This is a genomic window from Microbacterium sp. Root280D1 (genome assembly GCF_001428975.1).
In the GTDB taxonomy this organism is placed as follows: Bacteria; Actinomycetota; Actinomycetes; order Actinomycetales; family Microbacteriaceae; genus Microbacterium.
Map to the genome: position 1 here is coordinate 93027 of NZ_LMJK01000001.1, position 25723 is coordinate 118749.

Here is a 25723-nt window from a genome sequence, read left to right on the forward strand (position 1 = left end):
GGCCGCCTGCTCACTTCAGGGCGCCGGCGCCCAGTCCGTTGCGCCAGAAGCGCTGGAGCAGGAGGAAGGTGACGATCAGCGGGATGACCGACAGCAGAGCGCCGATCAGCACGAGACCACGGAGTTCCGGCAGCTGGTTCAGCTGGTTGTTCCAGTTGTAGAGACCGAAGACGACCGGGAAGAGGTCTTCGGATCGCAGCATGATCATCGGCAGGAAGAAGTTGTTCCAGATGGCGACGAACTGGAAGAGGAACATCGTCACCAGCGCGGGCGTCATCAGTCGGATGCTGACCGTGAAGAACGTGCGGATCTCCCCCGCGCCGTCGAGCCGACTCGCCTCGAGCAGTTCGTCGGGAACGGAGGAGGCCGCGAAGATCCGCGCCAGGTAGACGCCGAACGGACTCACGATCGACGGCAGGAACACCGACCAGAACGTGTTGGTCAGCTGCGCCTGGCTGAAGATGAGGAACAGCGGCAGCGCGAGGGCCGTGGCCGGAACCAGCACTCCGCCGAGCACGATGTCGAACATCAGGTCGCGGCCCGGGAACCGGTACTTCGCGAGGGCGTAGCCGGCCATGGCGGCGAGCAGGGTCGCGATGGCACCGCCGAGCGCGGCGTAGAGCACCGAGTTCAGCAGCCAGCGCAGGTAGACGCCGTCGCGGTAGGCGAACAGCTCGGCGATGTTGTCGAGCAGGTGGAAGTCGGCGAACCACAGCGGGGCGGTGGTCAGGATGTCGCCGGTCTCCTTGCTCGACGCGACGAGCAGCCACCACAGCGGCAGAAGGAAGTAGACCGTGAACACGGCCATGATCAGCATGGCGCCGGTGCGGGAGATGCCCGATTCGCGAGCACCCTTTCCGCGCGGGGCCTGTGCGCGCGAGCCCCGACCGGGGGCGACGATCGTCATGGTGCTCATGCGTTCTGCTCCTTGCGCTGCATGTACTTCATGAATCCGAACGACAGCACGAACGTCGTCACGGCCAGCACGACCGAGAAGGCGGCCGCGAGGTTGGTGTTCGGGATGGATGCCGTGGCGTAGACGGTCATGTTCGGGGTGAACGTGCTCGTGACCGCCGAGCTGAACGAACGGAAGACCTGCGGTTCGGCGAGCAGCTGCAGCGTGCCGATGATCGAGAAGATCGCGGTCATCACGATCGCCGGGCGCACCAGCGGGATCTTGATCGACCAGGCGATGCGCCACTGTCCGGCGCCGTCGAGGATGGCCGCCTCGTAGAGCTCCTGCGGGATCGAGAGCAGCGCCGAGTAGATGATCAGCATGTTGTAGCCGACGTAGACCCACGTCACGACGTTCGCGATCGACCACAGCACGAGGTCTGCCCCGAGGAAGTCGATGTTCTTGGTGATCGCGGTGAACGGCGAGAGGTTGGGCGAGAACAGCGAGCCCCACATGATCGCGGCGATGACACCGGGCACCGCATACGGCACGAAGAACGCGAGGCGGAAGAAGCGCTTGCCGCGGACGAGCGGCGAGTCCAGCAGCAGCGCGAACAGCAGGGCCAGGCCGAGCATGACCGGCACCTGCACGACGCCGAAGGTCAGCATCCGCCCCATCGATGCCCAGAAGGCCTCGTTCTGGAAGACGAGCACGTACTGCGTGAAGCCGCCGAACACCTGCTCGGCCTTGCCGAAGGTGCCGTCGCGCTCGACCACGAGCAGGGACTGCCAGAACGCGTAGGCGATGGGGACGACGTAGAACAGCGCGAACAGCACGCCGAAGGGCACGATGAGGAACGCGATGGCGCCCTTGTGCGGGATCCGTCGGCGGCGGCCCGGCGCCTTCGGCGCTGAGGCGACCGCCGGAGCGGCGAGCGTGGTGGTCATACATCCTCCTTGATGATGCGGACCGCACCGGCCGGCACCAGGCCGGTGGCGCGGGCGTCGGTGACGAGGTCGTGACCTGCGGCCGCGACCTCGGCATCCGTGGATCCGTGATTGATGACGAACAGGAACGAGCCGGCATCGCCGGTGCGGCGCACGATCTCGACGTCGGGTCCGGCGCCGGGGACGGGCGCGACACCCGCGGATGCGGCGAGCCGTGCGATCAGTGCGCGGTAGTCCTCGCGAGCGGGCTGGGTGCCGAGGAACCAGGCCTCGCCCGCTCCCGTCGCGCGCCGCGTGATCGCGGGGTGTCCGGCGGCGGGGCCGTCGACGAACGACGCGATGACCTCGGCATCCGTGGCCTTCAGGCGCTCGCTCCACACTGTCGCGGTCGTGCCGTCGGTCAGGGTGACGGTCTCGTCGGGACGCAGGGGCGTGAACTCCTCCGAGCGGATGCCGAGCAGGTCGCGGAACGCGCCGGGATAGCCGCCGGTGCGCACTCTGTCTTCTTCGTCGACGATGCCGCTGAAGAAGGTGATCAGTGCTGTCGCGCCGTTCTCGACCGCGCGGGCGATCGCCGCGGCATCCGCATCGCCGATGAGGTGCAGCGCGGGGACGATCAGCAGGCGGTGGCCGTCGAGGTCGGCGCCGGGGCGCACGACGTCTGTCGTGACGCCGGCATCCGCCAGCGCGGCATGCGCGGCATGCACCTGGCCGAGGTAGGTCAGCGCCTCGCTCGGACGGCCCTCGTTCTCGCTGGCCCACCAGCTCTCCCAGGAGAAGAACAGTGCGGCGTCGGCGACGACGCGCGTCCCGGCGACCTCGCCCAGGCGATCGAGGAGTCCGCCGAGCGCGACGACCTCGCGCCACTGGTCGGAGTCCTCGCCCGCGTGCGGCACGAGTGCCGTGTGGTACTTCTCGGCGCCCTGGGTCGACGCCCGCCACTGGAAGAAGCAGATGCCGTCGGCGCCGCGCGCGATGTGGGCGGCGATGTTGCGCTGCAGCTCACCGGGAGCCTTGGCGAGGTTGTAGGGCTGCCAGTTCACTGCGCCGGTCGAGGTCTCCATGAGCAGCCACGGCGCACCCTGGGCGAGGCCGCGGGTGAGGTCGGCGGCGAACGAGAGCTCGCCTCGCGCGTCGTCGAGGCGACGGTCGAGGTAGTGGTCGTTGGCGATCAGATCCATCTCGCCCGCCCACGACCAGTAGTCGAGGTTGCGGATGTGCGCGGTGACCATGAAGTTGGTCGTCACCGGCACGTCGCTCCGCTCGCGCAGGATCGCCGCTTCGGCGCGGTAGAGCGCGAGCTGCTCGTCGGAACTGAAGCGCTGGAAGTCGAGGATCTGCCCCGGGTTGCGCAGCGAGAGGGCCTGAGCGGGCACCCGCACGTCGTCGAAGTCGCTGTAGCGCTGGCTCCAGAATGTCGTGCCCCACGCGCGGTTCAGCGCGTCGATGTCGGCGTACCGCTCGCGCAGCCAGCCACGGAAGGCCTCGGCGCTCGTGTCGCAGTAGCAGAGCGCGTTGTGGCAGCCCAGCTCGTTCGACACGTGCCAGAGCGCGACGGCCGGGTGGTCGCCGTAGCGTTCGACGACACGGGTGACGACCTCGGCGGCGTACGCGCGGAAGAGGGGCGAGCTCGGGCAGTACCCCTGACGACCGCCCTGCTGGAAGACGGTCCCGTCTTCGCCGACCGGCAGGATCTCGGGATGCTGCGCGGTGAGCCACGGTGCGGGCGAGGCCGTGCCGGTGCCGAGGTTGATGCGGATGTCCGCGGCGTGCAGCAGCGCGATGATCTCGTCGAGCGCCGCGAAGTCCCACACTCCCCTGGCGGGGTTGATCGACGACCAGCCGAAGATGTTGATCGCCACGAGACCCACGCCTGCCTGCTGCATGAGCCGCACGTCGTCGGGCCAGACGCTGCGGTCCCACTGCTCCGGGTTGTAGTCGCATCCGAAGACGAGGCCGCGCCCTGCGGAGAGGGTGGCGATGCGGTCGGACACAGCGGCGGCCATCGGTGACGCTCCTTTGCGGATCATGTGTGCACGTGCACAGTTCGCTGCGTCGAAACAGCGATCGGGATTTCTGTGAACGTGCACACATCGTCGCATGTCGTGGCGAATCCCGTCAAGTCCGGGTCGCTAGGCTGTCGATCATGAGCACTTCGGCCCGTCGTCGCAGCACCGTGCACGATGTCGCGCGCGTCGCCGGTGTCTCCAGAGGAACCGTCAGCCGCGTGATCAACGGCGGCTACGTGTCGGACGCCGCGCGCACCGCGATCGAAGAGGCGATCCGAGAGGTCGGCTACGTGCCGAACACCGCCGCCCAGAACCTCGTGCGACAGCGCACCCAGGCCATCGCGTTCATCGTGCACGAGCCGCACGCTCTGTTCCTCGAAGACCCCAACATCGGCGCGATCATGCTCGGCACGAACGAGACTCTCTCCGAGGCGGACTACCAGATGGTCTGCCTCGTGGTCGACTCGGTGCGCGACACCGAACGCGTCGCGCGCTACCTCAACGGCGGGTTCGTCGACGGCGCTGTGATCGTCTCGGCCCGAGCGCAGGATCCGATCACCAAGGCCGTGATGCGACTCGACCTGCCTGTCGCCTATGTCGGCCACCCACCCGACGTCGATGCCGCCTGGGTCGGCGTCGACAACCGCGGCGCCGCGCAGGCCGTCACCTCACGTCTGCTGGCGACCGGTCGCACGAGGGTCGGCATGATCGCCGCCGCCCTCGACCGCGACTCGGGCACCGATCGACTCGCCGGATTCACCGACGCTCTCGGCGACGACTTCGATCCGGACCTCGTCGAAGAGGTGCCGCTGTACTCCTACGCCGACGGAGCCGCCGCCATGAGGCGACTGCTCGACCGAGCACCCGACATCGACGGAGTCTTCGCCGCGTCCGACGCGGTGGCCGCCGGAGCGATGTGGGCGCTGCGCGAAGCGGGACGGCGTGTGCCGGATGACGTCGGCGTGGTCGGCTTCGACAACAGCACGTGGGCGACGCGCACCACCCCGCTGCTCTCGACCGTCGACCAGCCGGCCGAAGGTCTCGGGGCCGCGGCCGCGGCATCCGTCCTCGCGCAGCTGCGCGACGATCAGCGTCCGCGCGAAGGGATCATGCTGCCGACGCCCGTGGTGTGGAGAGACTCGGCCTGAGCGCCCCTCCCCCAGCGGAACGGCGAGACCGTCGGGTCGCCGGAGATCCAGAAGCGCCAGGGGAATGCCGCGGTCCCGGCGATGCCGGCCACACCGACCCTCGGCCCGGTCGCCACATCGGTCACCGGTTCGTCACGCAGCCACAGCTCGGCGCGGGCGCCCGCGAACTCCGCTCCGGTGATCGCGTCGATGCCGTCGTGGATCGGATGCCGCAGGCCCGCCGACTGGCCGAATCGACCGGGCCCCCGCGCGAGGTCGCGCAGCGCAGTCGCCGTCAGAGGGGGCGTCGCACGGCGGCGCACCGCGACGGCATCCGCCCCGTGCACCACCTCGCCCGCACGCAGCAGGATCCCGCCCGCCTGACCCTCGGGGCCCGAGACGACGTTCACGCACGAGTGGATGCCGTGACTCAGATAGACGTACAGGTGCCCCGGCTCGCCCCACATCGTCGCGTTGCGTGCGGTGCGCCCCATGCGCGCGTGCGACCCGGGGTCGGCCGCGGGTCCCGTGCCCTGCCCGTGATAGGCCTCGACCTCGGTGAGTCGGAGTCGCACCTCGGAGCCGGCCACGACGGTGCGCAGCTCGCCGCCGAGCAGCAGCGGAGCGGCCTCGACCGGCAGCCCGCTCAGCTCGGCGCGGGTCGCTCGGTGCAGGGCATCCGTCGGCATGGGCTCAGAACTGTGGGGCCGTCTGGCACCACGAGGCGTCGAAGCCGGTGAGCGCCACGATCTCGTCACCCGTGCGCAGGTCGAGCAGGTGCGTCTCGAGGTTCTCGGGCAGCGGCAGCAGCATCTGGTCGTAGGGGTTGTCGGCGAGCTCCGGCGCTATGACGACCGCGGCGTACTGGCCGCTGGGCGACGCGCAGGCCTGCAGGATCGAGTCGGTCGAATCGACCTCGACGAGCGGTGTCGCCGCGCCCTCGTCGTTGACCCGGATGACCGCCTGACCGACGGGCAGACCGTTCTCGTCGCGCGACACCACGTGGCGCAGCGTGCCGCCGGGGTACGGCGTGATCGTGATCGCGGTGCCGTAGTCGGGAGTCGATGCTTCGAGCGGCACCTCCGACCCGTCAGCGAGGTTCAGCTCGACCACCGTGCCGTCGAGTCGCTCGACGATCGCCGTGTACGTGCCCCGCGAGATGCCCTGGATGGTCGTCGCGAGTCCGAGGGACTGCACTCCCGCATCGGTCGAGCGGTCGACCAGCGAGAGCGCACCGTCGAAGTCGATGAAGAGCACGGCGGAGCTGTCCGGCACGAACTGCCAGACGAAGATGTTCGCCTCCTTGCCCCCGACCTCGGTCACCACCGGTTCGTCGTCGCCGCTCAGCGATTGGGTGACGAGCACGCTGGCGCGCCCCTCCGTATCGCTGAGCTCCTTGTCGGAGTAGCTGTAGCCGACCAGACCCCCGCGGTCGGAGACCTGGATCGCCCCGACGTATCCGACACCGGGCAGCTCGAGCTCGCGCTGGTCCGTCCCTTCGCGGTCCATCACGAGCAGCTTCGAGCCCTCGTCCTCCTCGACCGAGACCACGAGCTGCGACGACGTCGCGCGGAAGTCGTTGATCTTGTCGGCCGCGAACACGGGCTGCGCCTTCTCACCCGACAGGTCGGTGCGGAAGATCTGGTCGTTCCCGTCGGGGTCTCGGCGCAGCAGGAAGATGTGGGATGCCGGAGTCGAGAAGCTCGTCGACAGCGTGGCGCTCGGGCCGCCTCCGGCGCCGACCGCATCGGCGACCTTCACCGTGTACTCGGTGTCATCGTCGAGCGGCACGGTGAAGCGGATGCCGATGCCGCGGCCCGCGGCGTCGAGGGTGAAGGGCACGGCGGGATCGACCGTCACCTGCGATTCGTCGATCGCGGCGAGGGACTGGTTCGCGGTGAGGATGACCCGGCTGCCGGAGGTCTCGATGGCCTCGGTCGGGTCGACCTGCACCTCGGTGATGCGGGGTCCCTGGGTGAGGCTGACGACGCCGAGTCCCGCCCCCACCAGCACGAGGATGCCGAGCACAGCGCCGAGCGCCAGCAGGAACCGGCGGTCGCTCGGGGTGTCGGACTTCTCGGGCTTCGCGGGCTTCTCGGGCCTGGCGGGCTTCTCGGGCCTGGCGGCCTTTGCGGGCTTGGCGGCCTTCGCCGGCTTGGGCTTCTTCTCGGCCTTCGGCTTCTTCTCGGCCTTCGGCTGCATCGGCGCCGGGGGCGCGTAGTCGGTCGTGGAGTGAGCCGCGAACGACGTTGTGGACTCCGCATCAGGCGGGACGAAGGTCGAACGCGTCGGCCGTTCGCCGCCGGCCCCGCGAGCCCCGCGAGCCGCAGGCGAGACGACAGGCGTGTCGGTCGCAGGAGACGTTCCGGCTCGCTCTGCCCCGCCGCCCTCGTCCGGCGATTCGGCGGTGGGTGCGGCTGCGCCGGCGTCGCTCACCGACGGCGACGGGGAATCCGCGGCAGCAGCGGCCGCTTCCGCCTCGCGGGCGGCGCGCAGCTCGGCGCGCGTGCGCGGCACCGCCGGGAGGTCGGGGCGCTCGTCGTCAGTACTCATACGGGTCCTGAGGCTCGTCGATCGCGGTGACGGTGGTGGGCTCGACGTGCAGCGAGCCGTCGGCATCCGCCTTGACCGTGCCCTCGACCTCGACCCACTGGCCGGTGTCGAACTCTCCCGCATCGATCGTCACCGGCAGCGTCGCCGGCTGCGCGTCGATCACGCAGTGCGTGATGACGAGGCGCGTGAGGTTGACGCCGTCGGCATCCGTGGGGGTGACGAAGCCGGTCAGCGTGACCGTCTTGCCGTCGTAGGCGGCGGTGTTGGTCGCCGTCGCGAACACGCTCGCCCAGTCGCCCACCCCGAAGGTCGCGGTGTCGGCGACCCCGAGGGTCACATCGTCGGCCCCGGCGAACAGCGCGGTCTGCTCTCCGACCCGCGACATCGCCAGCTCGACCGACAGCGATGCGGGCGGCAGCACGAGCGCTGCGATGACGACACCCGAAGCGACGACACCTCCGGTGACCGTGCCCACCAGGGCGAGGCTGCGGCGAGGCGACGGCTCGGCATCCGCATCCGTGCCGTGTCCGTGATCGTGTCCGTGGTCGCCTTCTTCGCCGAGCGGCAGGGTGCACGACCAGATCGCTCCGGCAAGCGTCACGACGGCCGCGGCGCAGGCGAACCACACCGACTCGGGGCTGATGTAGAGATTCAGGCGACCGGTCACGCCGAGTCCGAGCGTGACGACCGAGATCACCGTGGCGAGACCGATGCCGAGCCAGCGGGTGCCCAGGGCACGGGCGCGCGAGCGGGCCTGCGTGGGGTGCGCGTGATCAGACAAGGACGTTCACCCCGATCCCGATCGCGAAGGCGGCGAACAGCACCACGCCGACGATCCCGACGAGGGTGCGGGTGGTGAAGGTCGTGCGCATGAGAGCGAGCATCTTCACGTCGACGAGCGGGCCGACGAGCAGGAACGCCACGAGCGCGCCCGACGAGAAGGTGGAGGCGAACGACAGGGCGAAGAAGGCGTCGACGTTCGAGCAGATCGCGACGGTCATCGCGAGGGCCATCATCGCCAGGATGGACAGCACCGGGTTCGAGCCGATCGCCAGCAGCACCTCGCGCGGGATCAGCACCTGCACCGCTCCGGCGAGCGCCGATCCGATCACGAGCGCGGGCATCACGGCGCGCAGCTCGACGAGGAACTGCGTGAGGCTGCGGCGCACCGGTGTGCCGTGCTCGTGCGTGACGCGGTCGCAGGTGTCGATGAACCGCTGGGTGAGCAGCGAGTCGGGCGAGGGGTGGCGGCTGTAGATCCAGCCGATGAGGTTGGCGATCAGGTATCCGCCGATGAGACGGGCCACCAGGATGCCGTCATCGAAGCCGAATGCCGCGTGCGTGGTGAGGATCACGATCGGGTTCACGATCGGGGCGGCGATCAGGAACGTCAGCGCCTCGGCCGGTGCGAGCCCGCGCATCATGAGACCGCGGGCGAAGGGCACGTTGCCGCACTCGCAGACCGGGATGAGCATGCCGAGCAGCGACAGCACCGCACGCCGGGCCCATGCGCGCTTCGGCAGCCAGCGGTGGATGACGTCGGCGGGCAGCCACACCTGGACGACGATCGACAGCAGCACGCCGAGGATCACGAACGGCAGCGCCTCGATGAGCACGCTCAGGGCGAGGGTCAGTCCGTCCTGAGCCCTGCTGGGCAGGCTCGCGGTGAAGAGCGACGGAAGGAACCGGTCGATCAGGAAGAGCGCGAGCACGATCGCGGCGCCGAGGCCGACCCCGATCCACGGCGATCGCGGCGATCGGGAGGGCCGGTGCGAGTGCACCGTCCGTGGAGCGGCCTGGGTGGTCACGCGTTCGCTGCCTCTTCGGCGTCCCGCTTGTTGGTGCAGGAGGCGCACAGCCCGAAGATGTCGACCACGTGCGCGGCATCCGTGAAGCCGTGGAGGGCCGCGGTGCGGTGCGCCCACTGCTCGACGTCGGTCGCCTCGATCTCGACCGTGAGTCCGCAGTTGCGACAGATCAGGTGGTGGTGGTGGCCCTGCGTCGTGCAGGCGCGGTAGAGCGCCTCGCCTTCGGGGCTCTGCAGCGAGTCGGCGTCGCCGGCTGCGGCGAGTCCGGCCAGGGCCCGATAGACCGTGGCGAGGCCGATGCCGGTGTTGTCGTCGCGGAGCGAGGCATGCAGATTCTGCGCGCTGACGAATCCTCGCGCGTCGGCGAGGGCTTCGCGCACGCGATCGCGCTGCCAGGTGTTCCGCTGAGCCATACCCACGATTCTAGGCGCGCCGCCCTTGCCGGGCCCTGGGAACGTCAGGCCCGCACGCGGCGCACGCCGCCTCGGGCGCGCTGGATGATCCAGCACACGACGTAGATCGTGAACGACAGGGTCGTGATGTACGGACTCACCGGCAGCGTGCCCGCGAGGGCGAGCAGGATGCCGCCGACGGCCGACACGAACCCGAAGAGCGCCGCGAGCAGAGGCACCGCGACCGGCCCTGCCGAGACGCGCATGGCGGCCGCCGCGGGAGTCACGAGCAGCGCCATCACGAGCAGGGCGCCGATGATGTGCACGCTGACCGCGACGATCAGACCGAGCAGCACCATGAAGAGCAGGCTCACCGCGCGGGTCGGCACACCGCGGGCCGCGGCCGACTCGGGGTCGAGCGAGTCGAAGCGCAGCGGGTTCCACATGAGCAGCAGCCCGAGCAGCACGACGATGCTGATGCCGAGCAGCCAGCCGAGGTCGGGGCTCGAGACCGAGACGATCTGTCCGGTCAGCAGACTGAAGCGGTTGGCGCTGCGCCCGTCGTAGAGCGACAGGAAGAGGATGCCGAGGCCGAGGCCGAACGGCATGAGCACCCCGACGATCGAATTGCGATCTCGGGCCTTGGCCCCTAGGACGCCGATCAGGATCGCCGCCACGAGCGCACCGCCGAGGGATCCGACGACCACGCTGCCCCCGAAGAGCAGCGCTGCGGCGGCACCCGCGAACGAGAGCTCGCTGACGCCGTGCACCGCGAACGCGAGGTCGCGCTGCATCACGAAGACGCCGATCAGTCCGCCGACGATGCCGAGCACCGCACCCGCGATGATCGAGTTCGCGAGCAGGGCGACGAGCTCGCCGTAGTCCTGGAACGAGAACACGTCACTCCAGTCGACCGCAGGCACGATGCCGGTGATGACGGTCATGCGGCACCTCCGTGGTCGTGGTCGTGGTCGTGCAGGTGGTGGGGCTCGGCATCCGGCACCCCGACGACGACGAGTCGGTCGCCGGCGCGCAGCACGAACACCGGGGTGCCGTAGAGCTCGGTGAGCACGCGGGTCTGCAGCACCTCTTCGGGGGTGCCGAGCACGAAGCGACCGCCGGCGATGTAGAGGATGCGATCGACGCGGCCGAGGATCGGGTTGATGTCGTGGGTGACGAACAGCACAGCGGCGCGGCGATCGCGACGCTGGCGGTCGATGATGTCGGTGATCGCGACCTGGTTCGCGAGATCGAGGTTCGACAGCGGCTCGTCGCACAGCAGCAGGGCGGGTTCGTCGGCGAGCGCCTGACCGACGCGCAGTCGCTGCTGCTCACCGCCCGACAAGAGGCCGACCCGGCGGTCGGCGTAGTGCGCGGCTCCGACCGAGGCGAGCAGCTGATCGACCTTGGCCTTGTCGCCGCGGTGCGGGATCGGGAAGCCGAAGCGGCTGCCCTGCACGCCGAGCGCCACGAGATCGCGGGCTCGCATGCTCGTGTCGGGAGCCAGCGAGCGCTGCTGCGGGATGTATCCGATGCGCGGGTTGCCCTTGCGCACCGGCCCGCCGGCGACCGAGATCTCGCCGGCCGACAGCGGCTGCAGGCCCAGGATGCTGCGCAGCAGCGTGGTCTTGCCCGAACCCGACGGTCCGAGCACGGCGATGAACTCCCCGGGCTCGACGGTCAGGTCGAGGCCCGACCACAGTTCCCGGTCACCGCGCTGGAGGGCGGCTCCCCGCACCTCGAGCACGGGGTTCGACTTCTCGGCTCCTGCCCGCGCGTCGGCGGCGGCGCTCACGACTGGAGCGCGTCGGCGAGGCTCTGGATCGCGTCACTCATCCACTCAGAGTACGACGATCCTTCGGGCAGCAGCTCCGTGAACGCGACGAGAGGGATGCCGGCGGCGGTCGCGGCATCCTCGACGCGCTGCGTCTCGGCCCCGCCGGTCTGCGCATTGGTGAGCACGGCTGCCACGTCGCCGCTGTCGACGACGTTCAGGGTCTCGAGCAGGGTCGCGGGGGCGACATCGCTGCCCTCCTCGACCGACTCCGCGAATCCCTCGGGGGTCACATCGGTGAGTCCGGCGGCGGTGGCGATGTAGCCGGGCAGCGGCTCGGTGATGATCACATCGGCGCCGGCGGCATCCGTCTTGAGGGTCTCGAGGTCGACTTCGAAGCCCTCGAGGTCGGCGACGATGTCCTCGGCGTTGGCGGTGAACTCCGCCTCGCCGTCGGGGTCGATCGCGGCAAGCTCATCGGCGATCGCCTCGACCACGTGGATCATCGTGTGCGGGTCGAACCAGACGTGCTCGTTGAAGCCTTCGATGTGATTGTGGCCCTCATGCCCCTCTTCACCCTCGGCGTGGTCGTGATCGTGCTCTTCCTCGGTCGCGCCCTCCTCATCGGAGTGACCGTCGTTGCCCGGGAAATCGTGCGAGAACTCGACGGCGGTGACGATGTGCGGGTCCTGGGCATCCTGCAGCAGGGTGTCGATGAAGCCGTCGTAGCCGCCGCCGTTCTCGATCACGAGGTCGGCCTTCTGCACCGTCAGGCGGTCACGGGCCGAGGCCTCGTACGAGTGCGGGTCCTGCGTGGCCGAGGTGATGATCGAGGTCACGTCGACGCGGTCGCCGCCGATCTGCTCGGCGAGCGAACCGTAGACATTGGTGCTCGCGACGACCGTCACCGCTCCGCCGTCGCCGCCCTCTCCCGCAGCGGGGGTGGTCGAGCATCCGGCCAGCGAGAGTGCGGCGACGGATGCGAGGGCGAGGGCGACGAACGGCTTCTTCATGTCCCCACTCTAAACGCTAATGAGAACCATTATCAAATCGGCGGGCTGGGGTGGCACGCTTCACGATCGATTGCAGGGCCGACGCACGGATGCAGGACGAGAAACCGTGTTCTCGCCCTGCATCCGTGCTTTCGTCCTGCAATCAAACCAGCTCAGCCGAGGAGACCCGGCGCGATCCACACGGCCGAGTCCGCCGGGACCGCCCCGTCGACCACCGTGCCGAGGACGACATCGGCGGCATCCGCTCCGAGGTCGAACGGCTCGGTGCCGAAGTTCGTCACGATCTGCCAGCCGTTCGGGCGAGCGAAGCGCAGCACATCGGGCCGGCCGGTCTCGATCCACTCCAGGCTCTCCTCGGTCTGCAGCTCGTGCCGCAGCCGCAGCGCCTCCCGGTAGAGCGAGAGCGTCGACGACGGATCGGCGGCCTCGACATCGACCGCGGACTCGGCGAACCACGCGGGCTGCGGCAGGTGCGCCTCGGCGGATCCGAAGCCGAACGACGGTCCGGATGCGGTCCAGGGCAGCGGCACGCGGCATCCGTCCCGTCCCAGTCCGTCGAAGACGGCACCACGGAAGAACGCCGGGTCCTGACGCTGCTCGGGCGCGACGTCGGCGACCTCGTGGAGGCCGAGCTCCTCGCCCTGATACAGGTAGGTGCTGCCGGGGAGGCCGAGCAGCAGCAGCGTCGCAGCGTGCGCTCGGCGAAGACCCGCCTCGCGATCGAGCTGATCCTCCGGCCCGCCGGCCGCGACCCACTCGACCCCTTGCTTCACTCCGGTGCGCCCCTCGAGCGGCGCGAGACCGTAGCGCGTCGCGTGACGGGTGACGTCATGGTTCGACAGCACCCACGTCGTCGACGACCCCGTGGCCTCGGACTGCGCGAGGTTGTCGGTGATGATCGTGCGGAACTGCGTCGCGTCGAAGTCGGCGACCAGCAGGTCGAAGTTGAACGCCTGCCCGAGCCCCTCAGCCGAGGCATACCGTGCGCGGCGCTCGGGAGTGCTGACCCAGGCTTCGGCCACGGCGGTGCGGGGCGGGTCGTACTCGTTGAAGACCCGACGCCACTCGGCGTAGATCTCGTGCACGTCGTCGCGGTCGTGCAGCGGATGGTTGCCGTCGTGCGGGAGCAGCTCGAGATCGGCGGTGCTGGGCAGCGGCTCGGTCAGATCCTTCGTCAGCATGTGGGCGACATCGATGCGGAAGCCGTCGACCCCGCGGTCCGACCAGAAGCGCAGCGTCGTCAGGAAGTCCTCGCGCACCTCCGGGTGGTCCCAGTTGAAGTCGGGCTGCTCGGGGGCGAAGCTGTGCAGGTACCACTGGCCGTCATCGACCCGCTCCCACGCCGATCCGCCGAACGCGGCGGTCCAGTCGGTCGGCGGCTCCGCGCCGTCGGGACCGGATCCCTCGCGGAAGATGTACCGCTCGCGGGCCGCCGAGCCGCGGCCCGCGGCGAGCGCCTCCTGGAACCACTCGTGCAGGTCGGACGAATGGTTCGGCACGATGTCGACCACGACGCGGATGCCGCGCTCGTGCAGCGCCGCGACCATGTCGTCGAAGTCGTCGAGCGTGCCCAGGCGCGGATCGACGTCGCGGTAGTCGGCCACGTCGTAGCCCCCGTCTGCCAGGGCCGACGGATAGAACGGGCTGAGCCACACGGCGTCGATGCCGAGGTCGCGCAGGTAGTCGGCCCGCGAGACGATGCCAGGGATGTCACCGAGGCCGTCGCCGTTCGCATCGGCGAAGCTGCGGGGGTAGATCTGGTAGACGGCGGCCTGGCGCCACCATGCGGCCGTCGTGTCGTCGCGGGTCTCGGTGAGAAGCGCATCGGTCATGAGGGGTGTTGCTCCTTCGTGTTGCGGTCTGGGGTGTGCGACGTGTCAGCCCTTGACGGCGCCCTGTGTGACGCCCTCCATGACGAAGCGCTGCGTGAACAGGTAGGCCAGGATCGCCGGGGCCATCGCCATGAGGTACGAGGCGAACGACACGTTGTAGTTGTTGCTGAACTGGGTCTGGAAGAGGTTCTGCCGCACCGGCAGCGTCTGCAGCGCGGGATCGGAGATGATCAGCGACGGCATCATGAAGTCGTTCCAGGCGTAGAGGAAGGCGAAGATGCCGACCGTCGCGCTCATCGGCGCCAACAGCGGGAAGATCAGCTGCCAGAACGTCTGCCAGGTGGTGGCGCCGTCGATGCGGGCGCTCTCTTCGAGCTCGATCGGGATCGACCGCAGGAACGCGGTGAACAGCAGCACGCTGAAGCTCAGCTGGAACATCGTCGCGAGGATGATCACGCCGAACGGGTTGTCGAGTCCCACCCAGCCGGTGAGCTGGATCTGCGGCAGCGCCACCACGGGGAACGGGATGAACATCGCGGCGAGCAGGTAGAAGAACGACCAGCGGAACAGGCGGTGGTCCCAGTTGCGGACGATCGCGTACGACGCGAAGGCCGCGAGCACGATCGTCGCGATCACGGTGCCGGCCGTGACCAGCAGCGAGATCCCCGCGCCGACCGGGAACTTCGTGAGATTCCAGGCCTCGACGAACCCGTCGATGCTGAAGGGCGCCGGCAGCGAGAACGCGTTGCCGTCGACCGCCTGACCCGTGGTCTTGAACGCCATCGAGATCGTGACGTACAGCGGCAGCAGCACGGTGACGGCACACAGGATCAGGATGATCGTGCCCGACCAGTTGACACGCTCCATGCGGACGCGCGGCTTCTTGCCCGAGGTGGGGATGGTGGTGAGTGTCTGCGTCGACATCAGAGTGCGTTCCTTCCGCGGGTCAGCGAGAGCTGCAGCAGGGAGATGAGCACGGCGACGATGAAGAAGATCGTCGCGTTGGCCATCTGGTAGGCGTAGTCACCGCCGTTGAAGCCCGCGATGATCGTCATCGCGACGCTGCGGGTGGCGGTGCCGGGACCGCCGTTGGTGAGGCCGACGATGATGTCGTAGGCGTTGAGGAAGCCCTTGAAGCCCAGGATGACGTTGATCACCACGTACCCCGCGACGAGCGGAAGCGTGATGCGGAAGAGCTGCTGCCTCTTGTTCGCTCCGTCGATGCTGGCTGCCTCGTAGACCTCGCCCGGCACCGAGAGCAGGCCGGCGATGTAGATGAGCAGTGTGCCCGGAACCGCCTGCCACGCGGTGACGATGACGATGGCCACCCACGCGAGATCGGGATTCGCGAGCAGACTGGTCGAGAGCCACGGGATGCCGGTGGCGGCGCCCGCGGCAGGGATCGAGTTCGAGAACAGGAAGTTGAAGACGTAGGCGATGATGATGCCCGAGATCACCATGGGGATCACGAAGATCGTGCGCAGCCCCGTCTTGAACCGGATGCGGGAGGTCAGCCCGACCGCCAGCAGGAACGCGATCACGTTGACGACGATCACCGTGGCGATCGAGAAACCGAACGTGAACAGGTAGCTCTGCAGGATGGCCGGGTCGCTGAACATCGCGATGTAGTTGGTCAGCCCGTTGAAGCTCCACTCGCCGATGCCGATCGAGTCGGTGAAGCTGAAGAAGATGCCCATGATGCCGGGCACGGTGATCGCGAGCGTGAAGATGACCAGCGTCGGCAGCAGGAACAGGTAGTAGATCGGCTCGACCTTGCGGGTGCGGCGACCGAGCTTGCGGGCGCCTCCCGTGATGATCGCCGTGGTGTCGGTCGTGGGGGTGTTGGGCTTCGTGATCGTGCCCGCCGTCGGCCTCGACGACGAGGGGTTGGGGGCTGCCGGGTTGGGCAGAGCGGTGTTCGTCATGGCGTGGACTCCTCTATCTCGCCGGATGCTGAGTCCTCACCGGAGGCGTTGTCCTGGGTCGACGGGATGGGAGCGCGGAACGCGATCCTCGCCCAGTCGGCATCCATGGTGCGCAACGTGGAGGTCGGGGACGCGCCCAGCACCATCGCCTGCGCGTAGTTGAAGACCGGCAGGGTTCGGGGCACGAGCACCGAGGGTCCCTGATAGATCTGGCCGTTGTCGTAGTACTCGATCATTCCCTCGATCCGAGGGTCGTCCGGGGCCGGTGCGTCCTTCGTCGGGGTGAACCCGAGCTGCGACGCGTTGTAGGCCTCGATGTTCTCGGGCTGGAACAGGTACTCGAGGAAGTCACCTGCTGCCTCCTGGTGCTGCGACCCCTCGGGGATCATCGCGGCGAGGTCCATGTTGACGCGCACGCCGAGGTCGGCGGGATCGCCGGTCATCGGCAGCGGGAAGGTGCCGAGGTCGAGGTCGGGAGCCGTCTTCTCGATCTCGCTGAACGCCCACGGCCCCTGCAGGTACATCGCCGCCTCGCCCTTGCCGAATGCGAGATTGCCGTCGCCGTATCCGCGGCTCGCGGCATCCGCGTTGGTGTACTCGGTCGCGAGGGTCATCATGCGGTCCATGGGCTCGGCGAAGTCCTTCTCGAACGACACCTCGGAGTCGGGACCGACCTCGGTGCCCTCCTCCGCGAGGGTGTCGAAGAAGTCGATCACGTCGACCGAGCCGCCGGCGGTGTAGTCGTACCAGCCCTGCGCGACGGTCCAGTCGTCCTTGAAGGTGGCGTAGAAGGGGTCGATCCCCGCCTGCTTCAGCTGATCGCACACGGCGAGCAGCTCGTCCCACGTCTGCGGGACCTCGAGGCCCTGCTCGTCGAAGATCTGCTTGTTGTAGATGACCGACGCGCCCATCACCGAGTACGGCAGCGCGCTCGTGCGCCCCTCGCACGAGCCGTACTGCTCCATGAGCGGCTGCAGGTCGTCGCGGATGGTCGAGGCGGCCTCGGTGTCGGAGAGATCCGTGAGCGCGCAGCGCTGCACGAACCGGGCGATCTCGTAGTTGTAGTTGGCCAGCATGATGTCCGGCGGGTTGCCGCGCACGAAGCTCGCCGACACGACGTCGACACCCGAGGTGTCGATCTCGACGCGCACCTTGTCCTGCGAGGAGTTGTACTCGGCGACGAGCTCTGTCATGAACTCGATCGCCTCGCGTTTGCTGAACGTGAAGCGGATGGTCTCGGTTCCGCCGGCCGTCGAGCAGCCGGTCAGAGCCGCTCCGACCAGGGCGAGCGCGGCCGCACCGGCCACCAGCTGCGCCGGGCGTGGGGGTTTCACAGACACCGTCGTCCTTTCGTCCTGTAGATCCGCAGACTAAATCTAGTGAGCGAATTTACTTCGATGAACGGTACTCTCTCATCTGGACGAGAGTGAGGTCAAGGCCCGTGACAGAAGTCTCCGCAGGTCTCGGCACCGGACGAGCCAGCGTCGGCGCCATCCTCGACTTCGCCTGGGCGGCCGGGGAGTTCACCGCGACCGAGGCGATGGCGAGCACCTCGCTGACCCGTTCGACAGCGATCGACGGGATCGACACCCTCGTCGATGCCGGGGTGCTGCGCGAGCTGCCCAACGCCCGCGCCGCCGGAAGCTACCGCGCAGGACGCCCGGCGCGACGTTTCGTGCTGGCATCCGACCTGGGCGTCGTCATCGGGGTGGATGCCGGAGACACCCACCTCGCGGTGACCGTCGCCGACCCCACCGACCACACTCTCGTGCACCACCGCACCGACCTCGACCCGACGCAGACCGCGGCGGCACGCCGCGCCACGATCCTCGACCAGATGCAGCACGCGCTCGCCGAGGCCGAGGTCTCGCGCGAGGCGGTGCTCGCGATCTGCGTCGGCGTCGCCGCGCCCGTCGACCGGGCGGGCATCTCTCCGCCGCATCCCGAGGGCTTCTGGGAGCGCACGAACCCCGGTCTCGCCGAGGCGCTCGCCGACTGGGCCCCCGTCGTGGAGATCAAGAACGACGCACAGCTCGCCGCGATCGCCGAGGGCTCGGCCGGCGCAGCCATCGGATGCCGTGACTACGTCGCCCTGCTCGCGAGCGAACGCTTCGGCGGCGGCGTCGTGGTCGACGGGCACGTGCTGCACGGCGCTCACGGCGGAGTCGGCGAGGGTGTCGTGTTCGACCACATCATCGGCGTCGGCTCGGCCTTCGGTCTGCGCTACGCCCTGCAGGATCAGGTGCGGGCGGCGGTCGAGAGCGGCGAGATCTCCTCCGAATCCCCGATCGGGCGGCTCGCACGCGAGGAGCGCATCGACCCCCGCGCCGTGCTGACGGCGGCGGCAGCCGGCGATGCCGATGCGCTCCTGGCCACCTCCCGCGTCGGCGCGACGCTCGCCCGTGTGGTCGGCGTGCTCGGCAGCATGTACGACCCGTCCCGCGTGATCGTGTGCGGGGCGGTGGCCGAGAGCATCGCCCCCGTTCTCACGGCTGCGCGCGAGGTGCTGCCTGCCCAGCTGCACCTGCCGGCACCCGAGATCCTCGCCTCGACGCTGGGCGCCGAGGTCGTCTCGATCGGCGCCGTCGCGACCGCGCGCAGGGCGGCGCGCGAGGTGGCCGTGCCGCTGCTCGCGGAGCGGCGGCTCAGCGCGGTGAGCTGACGTCGTGCGAGAACCAGAGCCGCAGCGCTCCCCGTCATCGATCGAACTGCTCCTCGACGCAGAGGCCGAGGCCGCGGTCCGGGCCGAATGGAATGCTCTCGCGGCGCGCGGCCTGTCGAGCCTCGCGGGGCACACGTCGGCGAGCAACCGCCCTCACATCACGCTGGTCGCACGCGTCGACCTGTCACCGCCCGGACCAGATGTCTTCGCCGGCATCCCGTCGTTCCCGATCACGCTGGGCGCTCCCCTGCTCTTCGGCTCCGGAGATCGCCGTGTGCTGGCGCGGAGCATCGTTCCCCGTGCGGAGTTGATCCACCTCCGCGAGACGATCCTCGCCGCCGTCGGGCCGGGTGACGATGCCCCGCATACCGCGCCGGGCGAGTGGATGCCGCACGTCGCCCTCGCCCGCCGGTTGCGGATCACCGATCTGGCGGACGCGCTGGATCTCATCGGCGGCGACATCCACGCTCACGCGCGCAGTGTGCGGCACTGGGACCCCGGCGCCGCGCAGATCACTGCTCTCGCGGAGCTGCGTCAGGCGTAGTCGCCGTCGTCCACCGGGGAAGGCGCCGACCCCAGGCTCGCGATGGCGCCCCACAGCGCCTCCGGGACCTCCGCCTGCTCCAGCTCGTCGAGCTGCTCACGACGATGCGGTCTCGACACCCCGACGACTGTGGAGTCGACCAGCGGGGACCGCAGCGAGTAGTGCAGCGCTGCGGCAGCCATCGACGTTCCATGGTCGGCGCAGACGCGCTGCAGACGCTCGGTCCACCTCAGCAGCTCCTCGCCGGCAGGTCGATAGGCGTACTGCGCACCGGAATGCGGCCCCTTGACGAGCAGTCCCGAACCGAAGGGCGCAGCGTTGAACACGGCCATGCCGCGTGCCTTGGCGTCGGCGAACACACTCTCAGCCGAGTGATCCACGAGCGTGAATCGGTTGTGGATCAGCACGGCGTCGAACACCCCCGTCTCGACGTACTTCGCCATCAGCGGGACCGGAGCCGCCGCCACACCGATCGCGTCCACCACGCCGGCGCTCCGCAGTTCGATGAGCCCCTGCACCGCGCCGCCGATCGAGATCGTGTCCTCGAACGACACCGAATACGGGTCGTGCAGGTGCAACAGTGGAAGCCGGTCGACCCCGAGCCGCGCGGTCGTCTCCTCGAACGAGCGGAGGACGCGGTCTCGGTCGAACACGCCCGTCTCAGGGTCCTGATCCACCTTCGAGATGACTCGCGAACCGTCCATCCCCAGCTCGCGCAGCGCGATGCCGATGACGGCTTCGGATCGACCGGCCGAGTAGTTGTTCGACGTGTCCACGAACCCGTGCCTGCTCGTGAGCAGGTCGATGGCGACATCGACGGCCGCTCTCTCCTCGGCGGATCCCGGCTCCGAATGCCGGCCGAGGCCGGAGGTTCCGAGGGTGATGGCAGTCGGTTCGATCCTCATCCGCGTTGAGTCCGTTCTGTCGGGGCGGTCATCACGGTTCTCCGCCACTGTATCCCCGCTGTCCGCCTCACTCCACGAGCAGTGCGGGCTCCTCGAGCACGGATGCCACGTCGGCGATGAAGCGGCTCATTCCGTCGCCGTCGATCACGCGGTGGTCGAACGAGCCTGCGACCGTGGTCACCCAGCGGGGGCGCACCTCGCCGTCGACGACCCACGGCTTCTGGCTGATCGTGCCCATGGCCACGATGCCCGCCTCGCCGGGGTTGATGATCGGGGTACCGGCATCCATCCCGAACACACCGATGTTGGTGATCGTGATCGTGCCACCCTGCTGGTCGGCGGGGCTGGTCTTGCCCTCGCGCGCCGTCAGGGTGAGCCTGTTCAGAGCGCGGGCGAGGTCCTTCATGCTGAGGTCCTGCGCGTCCTTGATGTTCGGCACGAGCAGACCGCGAGGCGTCGCCGCGGCGATGCCGAGGTTCACGTAGTGGCGCACCGCGATCTCCGCGCCGCCCTCGGTCTCGATCCACGCGGCATTCACCATCGGGGTGCGGCGGGCAGCCCAGATGACGGCGCGGGCCATGATCAGCAACGGCGAGACGCGGATGTCGGCATAGTCGGGCGATGCCTTGAGCCTCTTGACGAGCTCCATCGTGCGGCTCGCGTCGATCTCCTTCCACACGGTGACGTGCGGAGCGGAGTACGCGCTCTGCACCATCGCCGACGAGGTCGCCTTGCGCACGCCCTTCACAGGGATCGACTCGGTGCGGTCGTCGGACACCGGGGCGGATGCCGGCGCTGCCGACACTCCACGGGCGAGGCCCGCCGGCGTGCTCTGCGGTGCGGGCACGGTCTCTTCGCGCACGGCGCCCCACTCGGGCGTCTCGATGTTGCGGAAGACGCTGGCCTGCGAGGCGTGGGTCATCACGTCGTCGCGGGTCACCTCGCCGTCGGCTCCGGTGGGCGTGACCGTGGTGAGGTCGACGCCCAGGTCGCGGGCGAGCTTGCGGATCGGCGGCTTCGCGATCACGCCGACAGACGAGCGCACCGGGCGCTCCGCCGGACGCTTGCGCCGCGACGTCGCACCGCCGCCCGTGCCGTAGCCGACGAGAACCGACCCGCCGCCCTCTTCCGGCGCGGGGGCCTCCGCGGTGGCGATCTTGCCGGGTCCGGCGTCGTCGCGCGCATCGGTCACGAAGGTGATGATCGGCGAGCCGACCTCGACGGTCGCGCCCTCGGCGGCGAGCAGCTCGCCGACGACTCCGGCGTGCGGCGACGGCAGCTCGACGAGCGACTTGGCGGTCTCGATCTCGCAGATGACGTCGTTGATGGCGACGGAGTCACCCGGCGCGACCTTCCATGCCACGATCTCGGCCTCGGTCAGGCCCTCGCCCACATCGGGGAGGTTGAAGTTCTGCGTGCTCATGTGCGGTCCTTTCGGAACGGTGAGATCAGGGTGAGATCAGTAGGCGAGCGAACGGTCGACGGCCTCGAGGATGCGGTCGGCGTCGGGGAGGTAGGTGCCCTCGAGCTTCGCGGGCGGGAACGGAGTGTCGTATCCCGAGACGCGGAGCACGGGAGCTTCGAGCGCATAGAAGGCGCGCTCCATGACGGTCGCGGCGATCTCGCTGCCGATGCTGACGAAGCCCTGGGCCTCCTGGGCGTAGACCATGCGTCCGGTCTTGCGCACCGAGCTCAGGATGGGCTCGTAGTCGACCGGAGACAGCGACCGCACGTCGACGACCTCGCAGCTGGTGCCCTCGGCCTCGGCGAGCGCGGCCGCCTGCAGCAGGGTCGTGACCATGGCTCCGTGTCCGACGAGCGTGACGTCGGATCCCGTGCGCACGACGCGAGACGAGTGCAGCGGGGCGGCGGACGCGTCGAGCTCGACCTCGCCCTTCTGCCAGTAGCGGCTCTTCGGCTCCATGAAGATCACCGGGTCGTTCGACGCGATGGCCTCCTGGATCATCCAGTAGGCGTCGTTGGGCGTCGACGGCGAGACCACGCGAAGACCGGGGGTGTGCGCGAAGTACGCCTCCGGGCTCTCCTGGTGGTGCTCGACGGCGCCGATGTGCCCGCCATACGGGATGCGGATCACGATCGGCAGGCTCAGCCTGCCCTCGTGCCGGTTGGTGAGCTTGGCGAGCTGCGTCGTGATCTGGTCGAAGGCCGGGAACACGAAGCCGTCGAACTGGATCTCGATGACCGGGCGGAACCCTGCCATCGCGAGTCCGATCGCGGTGCCCACGATGCCGGACTCGGCGAGGGGCGTGTCGAGCACTCGCTTGTCGCCGAAATCGCGCTGCAGGTGCTCGGTGACGCGGAAGACACCGCCGAGCTTGCCGATGTCCTCGCCCATGAGCAGGACCTTGGAGTCGTCTTCGAGCGCCCGGCGCAAACCTGAGTTCAGCGCCTTGCTGAGGGGCATCGTCTCGAGGGTCATGCGTGCACCGTCCTCGACGTCGTGAACTTCTGCGGCCATACGCACGTTCGGCGGCCACTGCGCGCAGCGCGGGCCGCGAAAGTCGCTCCTGGCCGAGAATCCTGAAGGCAGTCCATCACTTGCCGTCTCCTTCGAACGATGCCTCGTAGCGCGTGTGCCAGGCCTTCTGCTCCGCCACGAGCGGATGCGGGTCGCTGTACACGTGATCGAAGATCTTGTCTGCGGTCGGCGATCCGAGCTCGACGCTGCGTGAACGCAGGTCCTCGGCGGCGTCGGCCGCCTCGGCATCCACGTCGGCGAAGAACTGCCCCGCCGCTCCCCTGTTCTCGAGGAAGGCGCGCATGCGGTCGATCGGGTCTCGCAGCGCCCACGACTGCTCTTCGTCGGAGCCGCGGTACTTCGTGGGATCGTCGCTGGTGGTGTGCGCGCCGAGACGGTACGTGACCGCCTCGATCGCCCGGGGACCCTGGCCGCTGCGGGCTTCATCGAGAGCGACGCGCGACACGGCGTAGCTGGCGAGGACGTCGTTGCCGTCGACGCGGACGCTGGGGATGCCGTAGCCGGCGCTGCGCTCGACCAGCGGCACCCGCGACTGCGTCGCGACCGGCACCGAGATCGCCCAGTGGTTGTTCTGCAGGAAGAAGACGGTGGGAGCCTGGTAGCTCGCGGCGAAGACCATCGCCTCGTGCACGTCGCCCTGGCTCGACGCCCCGTCGCCGTAGTAGACGATGACGGCTTCGTCCTTGTCGACGTCGCCGGTGCCGGATCGACCGTCGAAGTTCAACGCCATCGCGTAGCCGGCTGCATGCAGCACCTGCGAGCCGAGAACCAGGGTGTAGAGGCGGGTGTTGCCGTTCTTGGGGTCTGTCGGATCCCAGCCGCCGTGCGAGACACCGCGCATCAGCTTGATGATGTCGACGGGGTCGACGCCGCGGATGCGCGTCACGGCGTGCTCGCGGTACGACGGGAAGAGCGTGTCCTGGGCGCGGGCGGCGCGGGCGGACCCGACCTGGGCGGCCTCCTGCCCACGGCTCGGCGGCCACAGCGCCAGCTGTCCCTGTCGCTGCAGGTTGGTGGCCTGGGTGTCGATCGCGCGGATGACCACCATGTCCCGGTAGAACTGCTCGAGCTCGGCGTCGCTGATCGCCTCGATCAACGACAGATACTGCTCAGCAGCCGGACTCGGCGTGAAGCGGCCATCCTGATCCAGGACGCGGACGAGTTCAGTCTCTGACGAGGTCACGACCCCCACGCTACCCGCGCGCGCATGCCCGGTCACGCATACCTAGGACGTCCTCGCATCTGCCGGGAACCCGGAGAAACGGCGGAACGGCGCGGATCAGCGCAGTGACGATGCGACCTCGAGCACGCGCGCCACGGACGCCTCCTCGCCCACGGAGATGCGGATGCCGTCACCCGGGAACGGGCGCACGATGAGGTCGGCGGCGACGAATGCGGCGGCGACCTCGTCGGTGCGCTCGCCGGTGGGCAGCCAGATGAAGTTGGCCTGCGAGTCGGGCACGTCCCAGCCCTGCCGACGCAGCCCCTCGAGCAGGCGCGTGCGGCGCTCGACGATCACCGCGACGCGCTCGAGCAGCTCGGACTCGGCGTCGAGGCTCGCGATCGCGGCGTTCTCGGCTGCCGACGTGACAGAGAGCGGGATGCCGGTGGTGCGCGCGGCATCGAGGACCTTCTCGTTGCCGATCGCGTATCCGATGCGCAGGCCCGCGAGTCCGTAGGCCTTCGAGAAGGTGCGCAGCACGACGACGTTCGGATGCCGCTCGAACACCCGCTCGGCGAGACCGTCGACCGCCCCGGGCACCGTCACGAACTCGGCGTAGGCCTCGTCGAGGACGATCAGCACATCGGCGGGGACGCGCTCGACGAACGTCGCGAACTCGTCGCTCGTGATGATCGGACCGGTCGGATTGTTCGGGGTGCAGAGGATGACGGCACGCGTGCGCTCGGTGACCGCCTCAGCCATCGCGTCGAGGTCGTGACGGGAGTCGGGCGTGAGAGGCACCTGCACCCCGGTCGCGCCCGCGACGAGCGGCAGGCTCGGATAGGCCTCGAACGAGCGCCAGGCGTAGACGACCTCGTCACCCACGGAGGCGGTCGCGAGGATCAGCTGGTGGAGGATCGAGACGCTGCCCGCAGCCACGTGCACCTGGTCGGGCTCGACGGCGTACCGTGCACCGAGTCGTACGCGAAGGCGGCCGGCGGTGGCATCCGGGTATCGGTTGATGGGCGTCGTGTGCTGCAGCGCCGCGGCGACCGACGGAAGCGGCTCGAACGGGTTCTCGTTGCTCGAGAGCTTGAATGCGTCGGGGCCCGCCTGCTTGCCCTGTCGGTACGGCGCCAGGGCGGCGATGGCGGGACGGATGCGCGGAAGGATCGGGTCGGTCACAGTCATGAGTCTAGATTCCGCGGCGCTCCCGCGCCCCACATGGAAGACTGGACGGACTATGCGCTTCATCATCCGAGTCGTCGTCAACGCGTTCGCCCTCTGGGTCGTGACGCTGATCCCCGCCCTGCAGGTGCAGATCAGGGCGTTCGCGCCGGGCGAGACCCTGCAGCTCGTGCTGACCCTGCTCGCGGTGGCCGCGATCTTCGCGCTCGTGAACACCGTCATCGGCACGGTGGTGAAGATCGTCGCGTTCCCGCTGTACATCATCACCCTCGGACTGATCGGCTTCGTGATCAACGGCTTCCTGCTGTGGCTCACGGCGTGGATCACGAGCGGGTTCGGCTGGGGTCTCACGGTCGGCAGCTTCTGGTGGGGCGTGCTCGCCGCGCTCATCATCTCGCTGATCAACGGTGTCTTCGGCTTCATCCTGCGTCCGCAGAGCAAGAAGCAGCGTCGGGACTGACGCCTGCCTGCGCACCTCGCGCGGCCG

Annotated in this window: 24 protein-coding genes; 4 read left to right on the forward strand and 20 right to left on the reverse strand. The window is 69.1% G+C overall.

Annotated features, from left to right (window positions below; genetic code table 11):
* Nucleotides 1-10 precede the first annotated feature (10 nt).
* The 3 genes from ASE34_RS00505 to ASE34_RS00515 are packed head-to-tail and all read right to left on the reverse strand — an operon-like array spanning nucleotide 11 to nucleotide 3848.
* Nucleotides 11-916 (reverse strand): carbohydrate ABC transporter permease, encoded by a 906-nt coding sequence (locus tag ASE34_RS00505; protein ID WP_372984668.1) that lies wholly within the window; start codon nucleotides 914-916, stop codon nucleotides 11-13.
* On the reverse strand, nucleotides 913-1842 hold the full coding sequence (locus ASE34_RS00510; RefSeq protein ID WP_053098126.1) for a carbohydrate ABC transporter permease: 930 nt from the start codon (nucleotides 1840-1842) through the stop codon (nucleotides 913-915). The genes ASE34_RS00505 and ASE34_RS00510 overlap by 4 nt, the downstream gene beginning before the upstream one ends.
* Nucleotides 1839-3848, reverse strand: coding sequence for a beta-galactosidase (locus ASE34_RS00515; protein WP_056275397.1), 2010 nt, complete (start codon nucleotides 3846-3848; stop codon nucleotides 1839-1841). The genes ASE34_RS00510 and ASE34_RS00515 overlap by 4 nt, the downstream gene beginning before the upstream one ends.
* Nucleotides 3849-3988: 140 nt before the next feature.
* Here ASE34_RS00515 and ASE34_RS00520 point away from each other — a divergent pair, with 140 nt between their 5' ends.
* On the forward strand, nucleotides 3989-4999 hold the full coding sequence (locus ASE34_RS00520; protein ID WP_056275400.1) for a LacI family DNA-binding transcriptional regulator: 1011 nt from the start codon (nucleotides 3989-3991) through the stop codon (nucleotides 4997-4999).
* Here ASE34_RS00520 and ASE34_RS00525 read toward each other — a convergent pair.
* From ASE34_RS00525 to ASE34_RS00580, 12 genes are all read right to left on the reverse strand, one after another.
* Nucleotides 4939-5667, reverse strand: a complete 729-nt coding sequence (locus ASE34_RS00525; protein WP_056275403.1) for a DNA-3-methyladenine glycosylase — start codon at nucleotides 5665-5667, stop codon at nucleotides 4939-4941. The two genes, ASE34_RS00520 and ASE34_RS00525, sit on opposite strands and share 61 nt — an antisense overlap.
* Before the next feature lie 4 nt (nucleotides 5668-5671).
* The gene (locus tag ASE34_RS00530) at nucleotides 5672-7531 is read right to left on the reverse strand and encodes an Ig-like domain-containing protein (protein ID WP_056275406.1); all 1860 of its coding nucleotides are present in this window, start codon (nucleotides 7529-7531) and stop codon (nucleotides 5672-5674) included.
* Nucleotides 7521-8312 (reverse strand): TIGR03943 family putative permease subunit, encoded by a 792-nt coding sequence (locus ASE34_RS00535; protein WP_235567394.1) that lies wholly within the window; start codon nucleotides 8310-8312, stop codon nucleotides 7521-7523. The genes ASE34_RS00530 and ASE34_RS00535 overlap by 11 nt, the downstream gene beginning before the upstream one ends.
* Entirely contained in the window at nucleotides 8305-9339 is a 1035-nt protein-coding gene (locus ASE34_RS00540; RefSeq protein ID WP_150115130.1) for a permease, read from the reverse strand. The genes ASE34_RS00535 and ASE34_RS00540 overlap by 8 nt, the downstream gene beginning before the upstream one ends.
* Nucleotides 9336-9752 carry a Fur family transcriptional regulator gene (locus ASE34_RS00545; RefSeq protein ID WP_042540517.1) on the reverse strand — a complete coding sequence of 139 codons (417 nt, stop codon included), beginning with the start codon at nucleotides 9750-9752 and terminating at the stop codon, nucleotides 9336-9338. The genes ASE34_RS00540 and ASE34_RS00545 overlap by 4 nt, the downstream gene beginning before the upstream one ends.
* Before the next feature lie 44 nt (nucleotides 9753-9796).
* On the reverse strand, nucleotides 9797-10675 hold the full coding sequence (locus tag ASE34_RS00550; RefSeq protein WP_187249213.1) for a metal ABC transporter permease: 879 nt from the start codon (nucleotides 10673-10675) through the stop codon (nucleotides 9797-9799).
* Nucleotides 10672-11526, reverse strand: coding sequence for a metal ABC transporter ATP-binding protein (locus ASE34_RS00555; protein WP_056275410.1), 855 nt, complete (start codon nucleotides 11524-11526; stop codon nucleotides 10672-10674). The genes ASE34_RS00550 and ASE34_RS00555 overlap by 4 nt, the downstream gene beginning before the upstream one ends.
* A complete protein-coding gene (locus ASE34_RS00560; RefSeq protein ID WP_056275413.1) occupies nucleotides 11523-12518 on the reverse strand; it encodes a metal ABC transporter solute-binding protein, Zn/Mn family in 996 nt (331 codons plus the stop codon). Before ASE34_RS00560 ends, ASE34_RS00555 begins: the two co-directional genes overlap by 4 nt.
* A gap of 152 nt (nucleotides 12519-12670) precedes the next feature.
* On the reverse strand, nucleotides 12671-14350 hold the full coding sequence (locus tag ASE34_RS00565; RefSeq protein WP_056275416.1) for a glycoside hydrolase family 13 protein: 1680 nt from the start codon (nucleotides 14348-14350) through the stop codon (nucleotides 12671-12673).
* A 45-nt stretch (nucleotides 14351-14395) separates the two neighbouring features.
* Complete coding sequence (locus ASE34_RS00570; RefSeq protein ID WP_053098134.1) at nucleotides 14396-15274, reverse strand: carbohydrate ABC transporter permease; 879 nt, start codon at nucleotides 15272-15274, stop codon at nucleotides 14396-14398.
* The gene (locus tag ASE34_RS00575; RefSeq protein WP_235567395.1) at nucleotides 15274-16275 is read right to left on the reverse strand and encodes a carbohydrate ABC transporter permease; all 1002 of its coding nucleotides are present in this window, start codon (nucleotides 16273-16275) and stop codon (nucleotides 15274-15276) included. Before ASE34_RS00575 ends, ASE34_RS00570 begins: the two co-directional genes overlap by 1 nt.
* Nucleotides 16272-17615, reverse strand: coding sequence for an ABC transporter substrate-binding protein (locus ASE34_RS00580; protein WP_056275420.1), 1344 nt, complete (start codon nucleotides 17613-17615; stop codon nucleotides 16272-16274). The genes ASE34_RS00575 and ASE34_RS00580 overlap by 4 nt, the downstream gene beginning before the upstream one ends.
* Before the next feature lie 101 nt (nucleotides 17616-17716).
* Here ASE34_RS00580 and ASE34_RS00585 point away from each other — a divergent pair, with 101 nt between their 5' ends.
* Together ASE34_RS00585 and ASE34_RS00590 are read left to right on the forward strand one after the other, a co-directional pair.
* Complete coding sequence (locus ASE34_RS00585) at nucleotides 17717-18937, forward strand: ROK family protein (RefSeq protein WP_056275423.1); 1221 nt, start codon at nucleotides 17717-17719, stop codon at nucleotides 18935-18937.
* A gap of 4 nt (nucleotides 18938-18941) precedes the next feature.
* A complete protein-coding gene (locus tag ASE34_RS00590) occupies nucleotides 18942-19481 on the forward strand; it encodes a 2'-5' RNA ligase family protein (protein WP_056275426.1) in 540 nt (179 codons plus the stop codon).
* Here the strand turns inward: ASE34_RS00590 and ASE34_RS00595 are convergent.
* The 5 genes from ASE34_RS00595 to ASE34_RS00615 form a co-directional block, all read right to left on the reverse strand.
* A complete protein-coding gene (locus tag ASE34_RS00595; protein ID WP_056275429.1) occupies nucleotides 19472-20386 on the reverse strand; it encodes an aldo/keto reductase in 915 nt (304 codons plus the stop codon). The genes ASE34_RS00590 and ASE34_RS00595 overlap by 10 nt on opposite strands.
* A gap of 67 nt (nucleotides 20387-20453) precedes the next feature.
* Nucleotides 20454-21809: a dihydrolipoamide acetyltransferase family protein gene (locus tag ASE34_RS00600; RefSeq protein WP_053098139.1), complete on the reverse strand. Its 1356-nt coding sequence runs from the start codon at nucleotides 21807-21809 to the stop codon at nucleotides 20454-20456.
* Nucleotides 21810-21845: 36 nt separating this feature from the next.
* Nucleotides 21846-22826: an alpha-ketoacid dehydrogenase subunit beta gene (locus tag ASE34_RS00605; RefSeq protein WP_056277558.1), complete on the reverse strand. Its 981-nt coding sequence runs from the start codon at nucleotides 22824-22826 to the stop codon at nucleotides 21846-21848.
* A 115-nt stretch (nucleotides 22827-22941) separates the two neighbouring features.
* Nucleotides 22942-24069, reverse strand: coding sequence for a pyruvate dehydrogenase (acetyl-transferring) E1 component subunit alpha (gene pdhA, locus ASE34_RS00610; protein WP_053099303.1), 1128 nt, complete (start codon nucleotides 24067-24069; stop codon nucleotides 22942-22944).
* A gap of 96 nt (nucleotides 24070-24165) precedes the next feature.
* On the reverse strand, nucleotides 24166-25239 hold the full coding sequence (locus ASE34_RS00615) for a histidinol-phosphate transaminase (protein ID WP_171821958.1): 1074 nt from the start codon (nucleotides 25237-25239) through the stop codon (nucleotides 24166-24168).
* Between the two features lie 52 nt (nucleotides 25240-25291).
* On the opposite strand from ASE34_RS00615, the gene ASE34_RS00620 reads away from it, so the two are divergent.
* Nucleotides 25292-25696 carry a phage holin family protein gene (locus ASE34_RS00620; protein ID WP_053098140.1) on the forward strand — a complete coding sequence of 135 codons (405 nt, stop codon included), beginning with the start codon at nucleotides 25292-25294 and terminating at the stop codon, nucleotides 25694-25696.
* Nucleotides 25697-25723: the final 27 nt, after the last annotated feature.

Bases quoted from the DNA above. Each gene is read 5' to 3' on its own strand.
- ASE34_RS00595 (WP_056275429.1), bottom strand. From the start codon at position 20,386: ATGAGGATCGAACCGACTGCCATCACCCTCGGAACCTCCGGCCTCGGC.
- ASE34_RS00520 (WP_056275400.1), top strand. From the start codon at position 3,989: ATGAGCACTTCGGCCCGTCGTCGCAGCACCGTGCACGATGTCGCGCGC.
- ASE34_RS00510 (WP_053098126.1), bottom strand. From the start codon at position 1,842: ATGACCACCACGCTCGCCGCTCCGGCGGTCGCCTCAGCGCCGAAGGCG.
- ASE34_RS00560 (WP_056275413.1), bottom strand. From the start codon at position 12,518: ATGAAGAAGCCGTTCGTCGCCCTCGCCCTCGCATCCGTCGCCGCACTC.
- ASE34_RS00575 (WP_235567395.1), bottom strand. From the start codon at position 16,275: ATGACGAACACCGCTCTGCCCAACCCGGCAGCCCCCAACCCCTCGTCG.
- ASE34_RS00525 (WP_056275403.1), bottom strand. From the start codon at position 5,667: ATGCCGACGGATGCCCTGCACCGAGCGACCCGCGCCGAGCTGAGCGGG.
- ASE34_RS00615 (WP_171821958.1), bottom strand. From the start codon at position 25,239: ATGACTGTGACCGACCCGATCCTTCCGCGCATCCGTCCCGCCATCGCC.
- ASE34_RS00515 (WP_056275397.1), bottom strand. From the start codon at position 3,848: ATGGCCGCCGCTGTGTCCGACCGCATCGCCACCCTCTCCGCAGGGCGC.
- ASE34_RS00505 (WP_372984668.1), bottom strand. From the start codon at position 916: ATGAGCACCATGACGATCGTCGCCCCCGGTCGGGGCTCGCGCGCACAG.
- ASE34_RS00600 (WP_053098139.1), bottom strand. From the start codon at position 21,809: ATGAGCACGCAGAACTTCAACCTCCCCGATGTGGGCGAGGGCCTGACC.
- ASE34_RS00620 (WP_053098140.1), top strand. From the start codon at position 25,292: ATGCGCTTCATCATCCGAGTCGTCGTCAACGCGTTCGCCCTCTGGGTC.
- ASE34_RS00570 (WP_053098134.1), bottom strand. From the start codon at position 15,274: ATGTCGACGCAGACACTCACCACCATCCCCACCTCGGGCAAGAAGCCG.
- ASE34_RS00550 (WP_187249213.1), bottom strand. From the start codon at position 10,675: ATGACCGTCATCACCGGCATCGTGCCTGCGGTCGACTGGAGTGACGTG.
- ASE34_RS00545 (WP_042540517.1), bottom strand. From the start codon at position 9,752: ATGGCTCAGCGGAACACCTGGCAGCGCGATCGCGTGCGCGAAGCCCTC.
- ASE34_RS00565 (WP_056275416.1), bottom strand. From the start codon at position 14,350: ATGACCGATGCGCTTCTCACCGAGACCCGCGACGACACGACGGCCGCA.
- ASE34_RS00605 (WP_056277558.1), bottom strand. From the start codon at position 22,826: ATGACCCTCGAGACGATGCCCCTCAGCAAGGCGCTGAACTCAGGTTTG.
- ASE34_RS00530 (WP_056275406.1), bottom strand. From the start codon at position 7,531: ATGAGTACTGACGACGAGCGCCCCGACCTCCCGGCGGTGCCGCGCACG.